This is a genomic window from Enterobacter sp. AN-K1 (assembly GCF_020971765.1).
In the GTDB taxonomy this organism is placed as follows: Bacteria; Pseudomonadota; Gammaproteobacteria; order Enterobacterales; family Enterobacteriaceae; genus Enterobacter; species Enterobacter hormaechei_C.
The window spans coordinates 2,907,751-2,921,743 of record NZ_CP087390.1 but is presented as its reverse complement, the minus strand read 5'-3'; the positions used below and the strand labels follow the sequence as shown (position 1 = coordinate 2,921,743).

The following is a 13,993-nucleotide window of genomic DNA, read 5'->3' as shown; positions in this document are numbered from 1 at the left end:
GAATCGGGTGAATGGCGGCGGATATGTTGACCCGCCCTACGATCCTGTAGGCCGGGTTAGCGTAGCGTCACCCGGCAATTCAACTTAGTAGCTGCTTGCGCTCTTACCGTCACCGTGACCCAGCGCTTTCAGCAAGCTGGCCAGCAGGCTGGACGCGCCGAAGCGGTAGTGGCGGGAATCAGCCCAGTCGGCGCCGAACAGCTCGTCGGCAATCGCCAGGAACTGCTGCGCGTCTTCCGCGGTACGCACGCCGCCCGCCGGTTTGAAGCCAACGGTTTTGGACACGCCCATATCACGGATGACTTCCATCATGATGCGTGCGCTTTCCGGAGTAGCGTTGACCGGCACTTTACCGGTAGAGGTTTTAATGAAATCCGCGCCCGCTTTGATGGAGATTTCAGACGCCTTACGAATCAACGCCTCTTCTTTCAGCTCGCCGGTTTCGATGATCACTTTAAGCAGCACGTTTGCCGCCGCACACGCGTCTTTACAGGCTTTCACCAGGTCAAAACCGACCTGCTCGTTGCCGGCGATCAGCGCGCGGTACGGGAATACCACGTCAACTTCGTCCGCGCCGTACGCAATCGCCGCGCGGGTTTCTGCCAGCGCGATCTCGATATCGTCATTGCCGTGCGGGAAGTTAGTTACGGTGGCAATGCGCACGTCCGGCGTGCCCTGCTCTTTCAGCGTTTTGCGGGCAATCGGGATAAAGCGCGGGTAGATACAGACGGCGGCGGTGTTACCCACTGGCGTTTTCGCCTGATGGCACAGGGCGATGACTTTTTCATTGGTGTCGTCATCGTTCAGGGTGGTCAGGTCCATCAGTTTCAACGCGCGCAGGCTGCTTGCAGTTAAATCGGTCATAACATTCTCCAACGGCAGTGCCGTATAAATTTTACCTTGCGGGTCTGTGAGTATTCTAACATTCACCCGCATCCACACTTCGACATTCATCACAGTTAATGAAAACTGTGTGCAAATTTGCATTACTGTAATGAGATCTTCTTCAAATTTTAGTGCGTTAATTGCTGACTAAATCGGCGATATCCCCGTTCTGATCAAAAGCGCCACCAGGCTGGCTTCCTACAATTCGTTCACCATCCGCAGAACAACCAAGGAAGTGAACATGCCCGACACCCTGCAACAACGTTGCCAGCACATTGTGACCAGCCCGGTGTTAACCCCGGAACAAAAACGTCATTTTCTGGCGCTGGAAGCGGAGAACAATCTGCCCTATCCCGCTCTGCCAGAGGCGGCCCGCGCCGCGCTGGACGATGGATTCATCTGCGACATGTTCGAAGGCCATGCGCCTTACAAACCGCGCTACGTGCTGCCGGACTACGCTAAATTTCTGGCTAACGGCTCAGAATGGCTGGAGCTGGAAGGGGCTAAAGATCTGGATGATGCCCTCTCGCTGCTCACTATCCTTTATCACCATGTTCCGTCCGTCACATCGATGCCGGTCTATCTGGGCCAGCTCGATGAGATACTCAGCCCTTATGTTAAAATTCTAACACAGGATGAAATCGATAGCCGAATAAAACGTTTCTGGCGTTACCTGGACAGAACCCTGCCCGATGCGTTTATGCATGCCAATATCGGCCCGGCGGATACGCCTGTCACCCGAGCCATCCTTCGCGCGGATGCCGAACTGAAGCAGGTTGCGCCGAACCTGACCTTTATCTACGACCCGGATGTAACCCCCGGCGATCTGCTGCTGAGCGTGGCGGAAAACATTTGTGAATGTAGTAAACCGCATATTTCTAATGGCCCGGTGAATGATAAAATTTTCACAAAAGGTCGCTATGGCGTGGTGAGCTGTTACAACTCCCTGCCGCTGGCGGGCGGCGGCAGCACGCTGGTGCGCCTTAACCTGAAAGCGATTGCGGAACACAGCCGCTCACCGGAAGACTTTTTCACCCGTACCCTGCCACACTACTGCCAGCAACAAATCGCGATCATCAATGCGCGCTGCGATTTTTTATATGAACAATCCGGCTTCTTTGAGAATAGCTTCCTGGTGAAAGAGGGGCTGATTGATGCCGATCGCTTTGTGCCGATGTTTGGCATGTACGGTCTGGCCGAAGCGGTGAATGTGCTGTGCGAGAAAGCAGGCATTACGGGACGTTACGGTAAGAACGAACAGGCCAATGCGCTGGGCTACCGCATCAGTGAACAGCTTGCGGCGTTTGTTGAAAACACGCCGGTGAAACACGGCTGGCAGCACCGCGCGATGCTGCATGCCCAGTCTGGGATCAGTTCCGATTCTGGCACCACGCCGGGCGCACGTCTGCCGTACGGCGACGAACCGGACCCTGTCAGCCACCTGCTGGCCGTGGCGCCGCATCATAAACACTATCATTCGGGGATCAGCGATATTCTCACCCTGGAGGAAACGGTTAAACGCAATCCTCAGGCTGTGGTGCAGCTGTGCCTGGGGGCGTTCAACGCCGGTATGCGTGAGTTCACCGCGAATGTAGCCGGAAACGACCTGGTGCGCGTCACCGGGTATATGGTGCGGCTCTCCGATCTGGAGAAATACCGGGAGGCCGGCTCGCGCACCAACACCACCTGGCTCGGCGAGGAGGCCGCGCGCAATACCCGTATTCTGGAACGTCAGCCGCGCGTGATAAGCCATGAACAGCAGATGCGCTTTAGTTAGTCAGGTCATACCCTTCTCCTGCGTGGACGGGCCGGGCAGCCGCCTGGCGTTGTTCCTCCAGGGCTGTAACCTGCGCTGCAAAACCTGCCACAACCCGTGGACGATAGGGCGCTGCAACGACTGCGGCGACTGTGTTCCCCACTGTCCTCATGATGCGCTGGCAATTCAGGCCGGGCGCGTCTGGTGGCAGGAGAGTCACTGTCAGCAGTGCGACACCTGTCTGCACCTGTGTCAGCAGCAGGCGACGCCGATGGCGCAGCGCTATAGCGTCGAGGAGATCCTCTCCCGGGTTCGCACGTCCGCGCCGTTTATTGAGGGCGTGACCGTCAGCGGGGGTGAGGCCACCACGCAGCTGCCGTTTTTGGTTGCGCTGTTCACCGCGATCAAAGCCGATCCGTCCCTGCGCCATCTGACGTGCCTGGTGGACAGCAACGGCCTGTTAAGCGAAACCGGCTGGCAAAAGCTGTTACCGGTGTTTGACGGCGCGATGGTGGATCTGAAAGCCTGGGGCAATGAACATCACCGTTTTCTGACCGGGCGCGAAAACACGCAGATCAAGCAGAGCATCCGCTGGCTGGCCGATCGTCATCGCCTGACGGAGCTGCGCCTGCTGGTGATCCCCGCTCGGTGTGATTATCTGCACCATCTGCCATCGCTGACCGCTTTTATCCACGCGTTGGGGAACGTTCCTGTGCGGATCAACGCGTTTCATGCTCATGGGGTTTACGGGGAGGCGGCGCGATGGCGGAGCGCCACGCCGGAGGACATCGAGCCGCTGGCGCAGGCCCTGGAACGGCAGCAGATCACGGTGATCCGCCCGGCCCTTTATTTATAGCGTGATGCCGAAGACCGCGCGGGTGTTTTCCAGCAGCGCGCTGGCAATCACATCTTCAGGCTCCTGACGCAGCTCACACAGCACATCAAAAACGCGCGCCGCCTGCTCCGGGCGGTTGGGCTGGCCCTGAAAACCATTCAGCGGCATGTCAGGCGCATCCGTTTCCAGCAGGAGCGAGGTCAGCGGGAGCTGCGCCATCACATCACGGGTTTTGCTGGCACGCGGATAGGTAATGGTGCCACCGACGCCAATCTTATAGCCCAGCTCAATAAAACGCTGCGCCTGCTGAAGGCTTCCAGCGAAACCATGGACCACGCCCCTGCGCGGCACGTCGATACGCTTCAGGTGCATCGCCAGTTTGTCATGGGTACGTCTGGAGTGGAGGATCACCGGCAGATCGTGGCGCTTTGCCAGCCGGAGCTGCGCATCCAGGATCGTCTGCTGGCGCTCAAACTGCGGATCTTCACGATAGAGATCGAGGCCGATCTCACCGATGGCAACCAGCTTCGTATCCGCATTTTGCAGCGTGGCATCCAGCCTGTCGAGATGGTCATCAAGATGGTGCTCAATAACGATCGGATGCAGACCCAGCGCGGCATACAGCGCATCGTGCTCCCGGGCAAGCGCCAGAACTTTGTCGAATCTCGCCGCTTCAATAGCGGGCACAATAATGGCTCTCACACCGGCCTCAGCCGCGCGCGCAATACTTGATGTTTCCTCCCCGCTAAACGGCGGGAAATCAAAGTGGCAATGGGTATCGATAAAGCAGTGCGTCACGCCAGATCCTCGTTATCGAGTAAGCCATCGTTGGCCTGCGGCGCGTCCACCAGCGGCATCGCCACCGCGTCATTGGCCACAACGGCAGGCGGCAAAATGATGCTTTTATGCCGATGAAGAGGCGGTTGCTCCGCCAGCATTTTCCCGACGGTCGCCAGGAAGTAACGCCCGCACAGCCGCCCCGTTTTGTAATCCATACGCAACGCAGGCAGCCGACTGCCCAGCGCCATGCTCAACAGCGGCTTAGGCGGATAAATTTCAAAGATGCGCAGCTTGCCCGGTGGTTTTTCAATAAAACGCTGCATCGCGCCGTAGGTGGTTTCATGCTGCTTCGCGATATTCACCAGCGGTTGCAGGCTGCTGTCGCCCAGCCAGCGTTCCATCCGCTTAAACCACTGTGGGGTGTAATACATCTGCGAAGGCACCGTGCGGATCACCACAATGGTTTTTGCCCCGCGCCGCGCCGCCTCCTGTACCGGCACCGCGTCGCTGATACCGCCGTCAAGATAGCTTATCCCCTCCAGCAGGGCGCCGGTGCGGTAGAATCCCGGGATCGCGCTGGACGCGCGGATGATATCCAGCCAGTTCTCTTTCTGCGGCGAAAAGTAACCCGGCGAATAGTCATCGCCACGGCTGGCGCACATCCAGAATTCTTTGCCGGTATCGAACAGACGTGACGCGGTATCCATGGCCAGCGGCATCTGGCTGGAGGTAGCATCCAGTAACCAGTCGAGATCGATCAGGTTCCCGCCGCGTACGAAGCGTACCGGATTGAAGAATTCTTTGGAGGTGGTGTAGCGCATAATCACTTTGCGCGCATAGCCGGGCTGGTTGCAGACATAGGCGGAGAGGTTCTGCGCCCCGGCAGAGGTGCCGAAATAGAGATCGAACGGGTTGAATTGTGCGCGCATAAATTCGTCAAGCACGCCGGCGGTAAAGATACCGCGCTGCCCTCCCCCTTCACAGACCAGCGCAAGCTGGCCTGCATGAAACGGTTTTAACGTCAGCGGCGCAATATTGCCGAGCGTAACGGGAATTCGTTGCCCCACCTCTGCCTTCCTGTTTTCATTATTTTGATGAGACACAGTAACGCACTTCCCCGGTGGTTCTCAAACGAGAAAAAGCCAGTCACGAGGACTGGCTTGAGTTTGTTTAATAAATATTGCGTTTGCTACGGGCGACGTCGACCCGTAAACAGGCTGACCAGGAACAGAATAATACCGACGACGAAGACAATTTTCGCTGCCCATGCCGCGGTACCCGCCAGTCCACCAAAGCCCAATGCGGCGGCAATTAACGCGATAACCAGAAATATAATGCCCCAACGAAACATAAGCCTCTCCTTTACCATAGTTAATGTCGGCCGCTAAACGTGAGCGCTCAGGTCACTCACCGGCTTTTCCAGAATCGTTTTTATTTCGCCCGCGGTTTTCAGCCTGCGGGCGAATGGTACTGCTTTACTTCGTTTTCAGATCGTTTTTGACGCTTTTCACACCATCAATAGCTTTCGCAATTGACTCGGCACGATCGCTTTGTGCCTGATTCTCAACCGTACCGGACAGCTGGACCACACCATCGGTGGTTTCAACTTTCACCATACGGGATGGCACGATGTCGTCAGCTAACAGTTTAGCTTTGATTTCGCTGGTAGTTGCTGCATCTCCGGCATAGCCCTTCACCGACGATTCTTTGCTGTCACGTACGTGCAGTTTGTCGCTGACGGAGCTTACGCCCTCAACGCCTTTCGCCACTTTAACGGCTTCTTCAGCCTGGGTCTGGCTTTCAACGAAACCGCTCAGGGTGACAACCTTGTTGTCGGTTTTAACAGAAATATCGGTGCTCTTGATGGATTCGTGATCCACCAGTGCGGCTTTCACTTTTGCTGTGATTGAGCTGTCATCCATGAAATTACCGACTTTATTCATAGAGCTATCGATTTTTTCCCCTGCGGTATTGGCGGAATTTTGCGCTTTATCCATGGTGCTGGTTTCCGCCAGAGCAGAACCGCTTACCAAGACACTACCCAATGTTACAGCCAGCAGAGTTTTAGAAATCTTCAGTCTTGTCATATTCATCGATTTATTCCTGTGTTTTGCCCATTATTTGGGCGACATACTTCCCTAATCTTGGTTTTATATATTGCGAATTAACACCGGTGCAAAATGGAGAACCAATGGACATGCATTGAACAGTTAATTCATCCACGCCCGGTGCTAAACACTGAGTTAAATATAGATCACAATCAGAGGGGTGCATTCAGAATTGGGGAAAAAACGAACGAATAGCGAAAAATTGCGGTGAATTAAGAACATTCCGCAAGGGTTTAATAACACAGGAATTAAAGAAGAGCACGGCGGCTGCCGTGCTCTGAAAGGAAATTAATGCTCGCGGGTTTTGCGGAACTGAACATCAGGATAACGTTCCTGCGTCAGGTTCAGGTTTACCATGGTTGGGGCGATATAGGTCAGGTTATCGCCACCGTCCAGCGCCAGCTGAACTTCGTTCTTACGTTTAAATTCTTCGAATTTCTTCACGTCAGAACACTCAACCCAGCGCGCCGTCGCCACGTTCACCGATTCGTAAATTGCTTCCACGTTGTACTCGCTCTTAAGACGGGCAACCACCACGTCGAACTGGAGCACACCCACCGCGCCCACGATCAGATCGTTGTTGGCGATTGGGCGGAACACCTGTACCGCACCCTCTTCGGAAAGCTGGACCAGGCCTTTCAGCAGCTGCTTCTGCTTCAGCGGATCGCGCAGGCGAATGCGGCGGAACAGTTCTGGCGCGAAGTTAGGGATACCGGTGAACTTCATCATTTCGCCTTGCGTGAAGGTATCGCCAATCTGAATGGTACCGTGGTTGTGTAAACCAATGATGTCACCCGGATAGGCTTCTTCTACATGCGAACGGTCACCCGCCATGAAGGTCAGCGCGTCGGATATCACTACGTCTTTACCGATACGGACCTGACGCAGCTTCATGCCCTTTTCGTACTTACCGGAAACCACGCGCATAAAGGCGACGCGGTCGCGGTGTTTCGGGTCCATGTTGGCCTGAATTTTAAAGACGAAGCCGGAGAACTTCTCTTCCTTCGCTTCTACTTCGCGGGTGTCGGTTTTACGCGGCATCGGCTGCGGGGCCCACTCAACCAGACCGTCGAGCATATGGTCAACGCCGAAGTTGCCGAGTGCGGTACCGAAGAAGACCGGGGTAATTTCACCGCTCAGGAACAGCTCTCTGTCGAACTCGTGGGACGCGCCTTTAACCAGCTCCAGCTCATCGCGCAGCTGGGCGGCCAGCTCTTCACCGACAGCGGCGTCCAGCTCCGGGTTGTCCAGACCTTTCACAATGCGGACTTCCTGAATGGTGTGGCCCTTACCGGTCTGGTACAGGTAGGTTTCGTCTTTATAGAGGTGGTAAACCCCTTTGAACAGCTTGCCGCAGCCAATCGGCCAGGTGATTGGCGCGCAGGCAATCTTCAGCTCGTTTTCCACTTCATCCATCAGTTCCATCGGATCACGGATGTCACGGTCGAGTTTGTTCATAAAGGTGAGGATCGGCGTATCGCGCAGACGGGTGACTTCCATCAGCTTGCGGGTACGATCTTCAACACCTTTCGCGGCGTCGATCACCATCAGGCAGCAGTCCACCGCCGTCAGCGTACGGTAGGTATCTTCGGAGAAGTCTTCGTGCCCCGGGGTGTCCAGCAGGTTCACCAGGCAGTCGTGATACGGGAATTGCATCACGGAGGTGGTAATCGAAATACCACGCTGCTTTTCCATCTCCATCCAGTCGGATTTAGCATGCTGGCTGGAGCCACGGCCTTTAACGGTACCCGCGGTCTGGATCGCCTGTCCGAACAGCAACACCTTCTCGGTGATGGTCGTTTTACCGGCATCCGGGTGCGAGATAATGGCAAAAGTGCGGCGTTTGGCCACCTCTTGCAGATAAGGAGACAACGTCATAATCAATTCTTCTTAGGTAAGCGCGGCAGCAGGCCGCGCATCATGGAATACGAAAAATGCGGCTATTTTACCCATCAACAGGGGGCAGGCAATCATTGTTTACACAGGAGCTGCTCCAGTTCGTTCAATGACGTAACGGTCCAGGTCGGCTCGATGCCTTCCGGCAGCGTGCGACCATGCGCATTCAGCCAGACGGTCGACAGGCCCGATCTCATACCTCCCAGAATATCAGATTCTGCCGTATCCCCCACCATCAGCACGCGATCGCGGTCAGGATTGCCCGCTTGCGCCAGCGCATAATCGAAAATACGCGGATCCGGCTTCGGTACGCCCACCTCTTCGGAGATCACCAGCGCGTCGAAATGATCGCGCAGGCCGGTGCGTTCAAGGCGGATCTGCTGAAGCGCGGTAAAGCCGTTGGTAATGATCCCAAGCTTCACCTTCCCTTTCAGCGAATCCAGCAGAGAAACGGCGCCGGGCAGCGGCGCGCAGATATCCGCCATCGCATTCAGGAAGGCCTCGTTCAGCGCCCCAGGACTGACGTTTAACCGTTCAGCCCACACGTCAAAACGCTGATGCTGAAGCTGTAACGCGGTGATGGCTCCGTTCTGGTAATCCACCCACAGCGGTTTGTTCACCGCCTGATAGTCCTGAAAATCTTCCGCGGTGAACGTCACGCTATAGTCGAGAAACATCCGCTGTAGGCCGCCGAACGAGTCAAACGTAAACAGCGTTTCGTCGGCATCAAAGAAAATCCAGTCCCATTTCATCGTTACAACCTTATTTTCGTTATCCAATCGGCAGAGCCATGATAATGGCGTCTTCACGTCCCTCTGCGGTGGGGTAGTAGTTACGGCGGATAGTCGCCTCGTTGAAGCCTAAGCTTTCATAGAGCGCGATGGCGGCGACATTGGACGCGCGCACCTCCAGCCACAGGGTGAAAACGTCACGGGTTTCCAGCTCACGAATGAGGTGCTCAAGCAGTTCCCTGCCCAGCCCGCGGCGCTGGTAAACGGGATCGACCGCAATATTAAACAGCGTCGCCTCGTCCAGAACGACCTGCGTGATGGCGAACGCAGCCATCGCACCGTCAACGTCCAGGCGGAGATTTAAATAGCGTTCGCCCTGATTGCTGGCAAACGTCTTTTCGCTCCACGGAAAGGCATGGGCGCGGGTTTCAATCGCGAACGCGGTGGTCAGGTCAGCCGTCGTGAGGGAAGAAATCGTGTTCATATTCGCAAATTTGTTGCCATAGCGCGCTACGCGCTTTTGGGTTGGCTTTCAGTTCGTCCAGCGCTGGCGAACTTATCTGGCTTCCTTCAAGAGGTAGCTCGTCCACCGCCCCGATTCGCCAGCTGTTACAGCGGCTGTCAGGGGGAAGCATCGCGACGCTTTCAGGCGCCAGCTGTAATACCTGATCGCGGGTCACCTTCAGGGTGCGAAGGACATCCTCAATCAGGGGCTCGTTCAGGGCAGGCGGCGCTTCTGCCACCATCACCAGGCGGACATGCGCAGGGATGGAGATGGCTATTTCGCCCCGCAACGCCGTCGGGCGACGCAAAGCCCACTGGGTAATGCCCAGCTGCTGCAACTGCCAGTCTCGTCGGGATGTCATAGCGAAAACTCCTGTCTCTCAGGCGCGCAAATATAGCAAATGTGTCGAAACTGCGCCATCTACCTACTATAATCCCCGCCTGAGTTTATTGAGGAACAATTCATGTCTGCATTTACCCCGGCAAGTGAAGTCTTGCTGCGTCACAGTGATGATTTCGAAGAAAGCCGTATTCTGTTTGCCGGAGATATGCAGGATGACCTGCCCGCGCGTTTCGACTGTGCTGAAAGCCGTGCCCACACCCAGTACTATCACCACTGGCAGGTGCTGAGCCGCCAGATGGGCGAGCGCGCGCGCTTTAGCCTGGCGGCGGAGCAGAGCGATATTGCTGACTGCGATACGCTCATTTACTACTGGCCGAAAAACAAGCCGGAAGCCCAGTTCCAGCTGATGAACCTGCTTTCTCTGCTGCCGGTCGGCTGCGATATTTTTGTTGTCGGTGAGAACCGCAGCGGGGTGCGTAGCGCAGAGCAGATGCTCGAAGCCTGGGCGCCGCTGACGAAAATCGACAGCGCCCGTCGCTGCGGACTGTACCATGGTCGTCTGGAAAAACAGACCACCTTCGATGCCGACGCTTTCTGGGACGAGTACCAGCTCGACGGCCTGACCATTAAAACCCTGCCGGGCGTGTTCAGTCGTGATGCGCTCGATACGGGCAGCAAGCTGCTGCTGTCCACCCTGACGCCTCACACCAAGGGCAAGGTGCTGGACGTCGGCTGTGGCGCGGGCGTGCTGTCAACGGTTCTCGCCAGCCACTCACCAAAAGTGCGTTTAACCCTGTGTGACGTCAGCGCCCCGGCAGTAGAAGCCAGCCGCGCCACGCTTGCTGCGAATGGCATAGAAGGTGACGTGTTAGCCAGCAACGTCTTCTCCGACGTGACCGGTCGCTTTGACATTATCATCTCTAACCCGCCGTTCCACGACGGAATGGAGACCAGCCTTGAAGCGGCGCAAACGCTGATCCGTGGCGCAACCCGTCACCTCAACAGCGGCGGTGAGCTGCGTATCGTAGCGAACGCCTTCCTCGCGTACCCGAAAGTGCTGGATGAAACCTTTGGCTTCCACGAAGTGATCGCCCAGACGGGCCGCTTTAAGGTCTATCGCACCGTGATGACGCGCCAGGCGAAAAAGTAAACCCCCGGTCCGGCGATGGCTGACGCTGCCATCGCCCATTTTTGCAGCAATCAAAACAACGTGCGCAATTTTCTGTTGACGTAAAGCTGAAAACATCTAGAATGCGCCTCCGTGGTTACGATACTTTTACAGTGTCGATGGTATGCGAAGGTGGCGGAATTGGTAGACGCGCTAGCTTCAGGTGTTAGTGTCCTTACGGACGTGGGGGTTCAAGTCCCCCCCCTCGCACCATAAATCACGTTGATATTGCTCGCACTGGGCGAAGGTGGCGGAATTGGTAGACGCGCTAGCTTCAGGTGTTAGTGTCCTTAGGATGTGGGGGTTCGAGTCCCCCCCCTCGCACCAACGAGGCGATATCAAACCAGTAAGATGACTGTGCGAAGGTGGCGGAATTGGTAGACGCGCTAGCTTCAGGTGTTAGTGTCCTTACGGACGTGGGGGTTCAAGTCCCCCCCCTCGCACCAATTATCTTACATCCCCTCAGCAGTGCCTCCTGTTTTTCCCTTTTATTTCAAACTCATCAGAATCACCAGCAGTCCACTGATTAGCGCCACGCATGATGGCAGCAGCACGTAATGCCGTAACTGTTTGTGCCAGATCATTGCGGATGTCACCAGCAAGCCTGAAACAATCATTGCTTTCCAGACATCAATGGGGAGATCGGCAAACATTAGCCCACCGATAATGGAACCAGGCAGTAATATTCCCCACCCACTTCCCAGCGCTTTGCTCAACATGGTTTCACCTCTCGCACTGATAATGATAACCAGTATCATATGATAGTAATTATCACTTGTCAGCATGCGACGTAAGAAATTGCGCCAGCAATTGCTTTCCCATAATGACAGAGAATGTGTAAGGTGATAAATTGCCCACCTGTTAACTTCCGATAAAGTTTTTCTGATAATAAAAATTCAATTTTGTAGCGCCCAATATTACACAACAACACCTTGCTCATTGTTTTAATTGAGTTTTAATAAAAACGCACGCATATGACATCACAATCCTGGCTGTCTTTAGTCAACAAGAAATATCAGCTATCTTTACGTTTGTTTTTATTTCTGAACGCCGCATCAGCATTGTTCTCGGTAACAAACCCTCTCTATTCCGTGCGTGTGTTATCAGTCCCGCTCTTTGCCGTACTGACTATCAGCACAGGCTTACTTATCTGGCACTGGAAAAACAGCACGCGAAAAATAAATATCCCTGTTGTTTCAGCTATTTTTGGTCTTTTATGGGCCTGGCAGATCGTCTCTAAATTTCTGTTAATCACGCACGATCACGCGACCTATTTAATGATGGCGCTATTAACAGTGCTTTTTATAGGGTCTCTGGCGTTCGCAAGTAATATTAAAGCCTTTACGTTACATTCATTTCCCGCTTTTATATCCTGCCTGTGGCTTAGTCCGTCCGAAAACTGGCTGAGAATGGCCTATTTTTTCGCGCTGCCGGTGGTCGCCATTGGTATCCATCATGTTCTTCAGCGGCGCAATGACCGTTTCGCCCAGGAGCTGCTTTCCGAACTGCTGGAGGAGCGCGAAACCCTGACCGATCTCAGCATGATGGACCCGCTCACCGGCCTATATAACCGTCGCGGGCTGCAAAGCCGGCTGGAGAATCTTCCCAGGCCTGACGCTGGCGAGCACTTCGTGCTGCTGATGGATATCGACCACTTCAAAGCCTACAACGACCATTATGGCCATATGATGGGCGATCAGGCCTTGATCAGGGTCTCGGCTGCGATACGCGACGCCGTGCGCTCACGCGATGTTGTCGCCCGGTTTGGCGGGGAAGAATTTATGGTGCTGTTGAGTAACATCCCGCTGGAGCAAGCGCGACAGACGGCTGAACGCATACGTCAGAAGGTTTACGATCTTAAAATCCCCCATATGTTTAACGAAAGCGTCGCCACTAACGTGACCATCAGCATCGGCATCGCCATGTTCGAGGGTGAAGACGTTGAAGGCGCGCTGGCGAAAGCCGATAAAGCCCTCTATGAAGCCAAGCATATGGGACGTAACAGCATTCTGCTGAGCGAAGAGCTTCATACCGCCTGAAACCGCCTTCACAGCGCCAGGATAAAACGCTTGCGCTCGGTTTTATCTATAGTTAGGATTGGCAATCATTATCATTTAGATTTGTAATCCACACTATGGCGACTCGTACCGCACACATCGTTGAGCCCCTGCTCTGGCGAGCTCCACTCTCCGCCGGGGAAACGACGCTTGCGGATGCCATTCGGGAAAAAATTGCCGTAACGCGCGCCCATCTGCTGGATTTCATCAAACTGGATGAAGCACCGCCGCATCATGCTCTGACGCTGACTGAGTGGCAACGCCCTGCGGAGCTGCGGTCACTGCTGGCAACCTATTCCGACCATATTTATCGTAACCAACCTACCCTGACGCGGGAAAACAAACCGCTGTTATCCCTCTGGGCACAGTGGTATATCGGGCTGATGGTGCCGCCTGTCATGCTGGCCCTGTTGACCCAGGAAACGATGCTCGATCTCTCGTCAGAACATTTCCATGTTGAGTTTCATGAAACCGGGCGTGCTGCCTGTTTCTGGATTGATGTACATGAAGATCCGAGCGCGAGACACCTGTCAGCGCAGGCGCGTATGGAACGGCTGATTACAAGAGCGCTGGTTCCGGTCATTGATGCGCTGGAAGCGACGGGAGAGATTAACGGCAAACTGATCTGGAGTAATACCGGGTATCTTATCCACTGGTATTTAACGGAGATGAAGCCGCTGCTCGGCGACGAGAAAGTGGATGCACTGCGTCAGAGCTGTTTCTTTGCCAGACAGCTGTCGGATGGACGGGACAACCCTCTTTACCGCACCGTGGTTCCGCGTGAGGGACTTCTGGTACGTCGTACCTGCTGTCAGCGCTACCGTCTGCCGGACGTGCAGCAGTGTGGCGATTGCACGCTTAAGTAGTCTGGCCCGGCCTGAAACCCGCAGAGAGAGGGAACAAACATTAAAAACGGCAACCTGCGTTGCC

At 55.1% G+C, this 13,993-nt stretch carries 15 protein-coding genes and 3 tRNA genes; 8 read left to right on the top strand and 10 right to left on the bottom strand.

Going from position 1 to position 13,993, the window contains the following annotated elements:
• Positions 1 to 84 precede the first annotated feature (84 nt).
• The gene (gene deoC / locus LOC22_RS13975; protein ID WP_003856543.1) at positions 85 to 864 is read right to left on the bottom strand and encodes a deoxyribose-phosphate aldolase; all 780 of its coding nucleotides are present in this window, start codon (positions 862 to 864) and stop codon (positions 85 to 87) included.
• 262 nt (positions 865 to 1,126) lie between these two features.
• Here deoC and LOC22_RS13970 point away from each other — a divergent pair, with 262 nt between their 5' ends.
• Positions 1,127 to 2,662 carry a YjjI family glycine radical enzyme gene (locus tag LOC22_RS13970; RefSeq protein WP_230238982.1) on the top strand — a complete coding sequence of 512 codons (1,536 nt, stop codon included), beginning with the start codon at positions 1,127 to 1,129 and terminating at the stop codon, positions 2,660 to 2,662.
• On the top strand, positions 2,637 to 3,497 hold the full coding sequence (locus LOC22_RS13965) for a YjjW family glycine radical enzyme activase (protein WP_017694551.1): 861 nt from the start codon (positions 2,637 to 2,639) through the stop codon (positions 3,495 to 3,497). The genes LOC22_RS13970 and LOC22_RS13965 overlap by 26 nt, the downstream gene beginning before the upstream one ends.
• Here the strand turns inward: LOC22_RS13965 and LOC22_RS13960 are convergent.
• The 8 genes from LOC22_RS13960 to LOC22_RS13925 form a co-directional block, all read right to left on the bottom strand.
• Positions 3,492 to 4,274: a TatD family hydrolase gene (locus tag LOC22_RS13960; RefSeq protein ID WP_032652508.1), complete on the bottom strand. Its 783-nt coding sequence runs from the start codon at positions 4,272 to 4,274 to the stop codon at positions 3,492 to 3,494. The genes LOC22_RS13965 and LOC22_RS13960 overlap by 6 nt on opposite strands.
• A complete protein-coding gene (locus LOC22_RS13955; RefSeq protein ID WP_003856550.1) occupies positions 4,271 to 5,323 on the bottom strand; it encodes a patatin family protein in 1,053 nt (350 codons plus the stop codon). Before LOC22_RS13955 ends, LOC22_RS13960 begins: the two co-directional genes overlap by 4 nt.
• 122 nt (positions 5,324 to 5,445) lie before the next feature.
• Positions 5,446 to 5,607 (bottom strand): DUF1328 domain-containing protein, encoded by a 162-nt coding sequence (locus tag LOC22_RS13950; RefSeq protein ID WP_003856556.1) that lies wholly within the window; start codon positions 5,605 to 5,607, stop codon positions 5,446 to 5,448.
• A 124-nt stretch (positions 5,608 to 5,731) separates the two neighbouring features.
• A complete protein-coding gene (osmY, locus tag LOC22_RS13945; protein ID WP_015572610.1) occupies positions 5,732 to 6,349 on the bottom strand; it encodes a molecular chaperone OsmY in 618 nt (205 codons plus the stop codon).
• 303 nt (positions 6,350 to 6,652) lie between these two features.
• Positions 6,653 to 8,242: a peptide chain release factor 3 gene (gene prfC / locus LOC22_RS13940; RefSeq protein ID WP_006810210.1), complete on the bottom strand. Its 1,590-nt coding sequence runs from the start codon at positions 8,240 to 8,242 to the stop codon at positions 6,653 to 6,655.
• Between the two features lie 92 nt (positions 8,243 to 8,334).
• Complete coding sequence (gene yjjG / locus LOC22_RS13935; RefSeq protein WP_017383835.1) at positions 8,335 to 9,012, bottom strand: pyrimidine 5'-nucleotidase; 678 nt, start codon at positions 9,010 to 9,012, stop codon at positions 8,335 to 8,337.
• Positions 9,013 to 9,031: 19 nt separating this feature from the next.
• Positions 9,032 to 9,475: a ribosomal protein S18-alanine N-acetyltransferase gene (gene rimI, locus LOC22_RS13930; RefSeq protein WP_230238981.1), complete on the bottom strand. Its 444-nt coding sequence runs from the start codon at positions 9,473 to 9,475 to the stop codon at positions 9,032 to 9,034.
• Positions 9,444 to 9,857 carry a DNA polymerase III subunit psi gene (locus LOC22_RS13925; RefSeq protein WP_023295888.1) on the bottom strand — a complete coding sequence of 138 codons (414 nt, stop codon included), beginning with the start codon at positions 9,855 to 9,857 and terminating at the stop codon, positions 9,444 to 9,446. Before LOC22_RS13925 ends, rimI begins: the two co-directional genes overlap by 32 nt.
• Before the next feature lie 102 nt (positions 9,858 to 9,959).
• Between LOC22_RS13925 and rsmC the strand changes: the two genes are divergently transcribed.
• From rsmC to LOC22_RS13905, 4 genes are all read left to right on the top strand, one after another.
• The gene (gene rsmC, locus LOC22_RS13920; protein ID WP_063946161.1) at positions 9,960 to 10,988 is read left to right on the top strand and encodes a 16S rRNA (guanine(1207)-N(2))-methyltransferase RsmC; all 1,029 of its coding nucleotides are present in this window, start codon (positions 9,960 to 9,962) and stop codon (positions 10,986 to 10,988) included.
• Positions 10,989 to 11,132: 144 nt separating this feature from the next.
• Positions 11,133 to 11,219: transfer RNA gene (locus LOC22_RS13915), tRNA-Leu, on the top strand.
• Positions 11,220 to 11,247: 28 nt separating this feature from the next.
• Positions 11,248 to 11,333 (top strand) — tRNA-Leu (locus LOC22_RS13910).
• Positions 11,334 to 11,365: 32 nt separating this feature from the next.
• Positions 11,366 to 11,452: transfer RNA gene (locus LOC22_RS13905), tRNA-Leu, on the top strand.
• A gap of 42 nt (positions 11,453 to 11,494) precedes the next feature.
• Here LOC22_RS13905 and LOC22_RS13900 read toward each other — a convergent pair.
• The gene (locus LOC22_RS13900) at positions 11,495 to 11,764 is read right to left on the bottom strand and encodes a DUF1435 domain-containing protein (RefSeq protein ID WP_026080652.1); all 270 of its coding nucleotides are present in this window, start codon (positions 11,762 to 11,764) and stop codon (positions 11,495 to 11,497) included.
• Positions 11,765 to 11,980: 216 nt separating this feature from the next.
• Here LOC22_RS13900 and LOC22_RS13895 point away from each other — a divergent pair, with 216 nt between their 5' ends.
• Positions 11,981 to 13,045: a GGDEF domain-containing protein gene (locus LOC22_RS13895; RefSeq protein WP_003856569.1), complete on the top strand. Its 1,065-nt coding sequence runs from the start codon at positions 11,981 to 11,983 to the stop codon at positions 13,043 to 13,045.
• Between the two features lie 95 nt (positions 13,046 to 13,140).
• A complete protein-coding gene (fhuF, locus tag LOC22_RS13890; protein WP_003856570.1) occupies positions 13,141 to 13,929 on the top strand; it encodes a siderophore-iron reductase FhuF in 789 nt (262 codons plus the stop codon).
• Positions 13,930 to 13,993 lie beyond the last annotated feature (64 nt).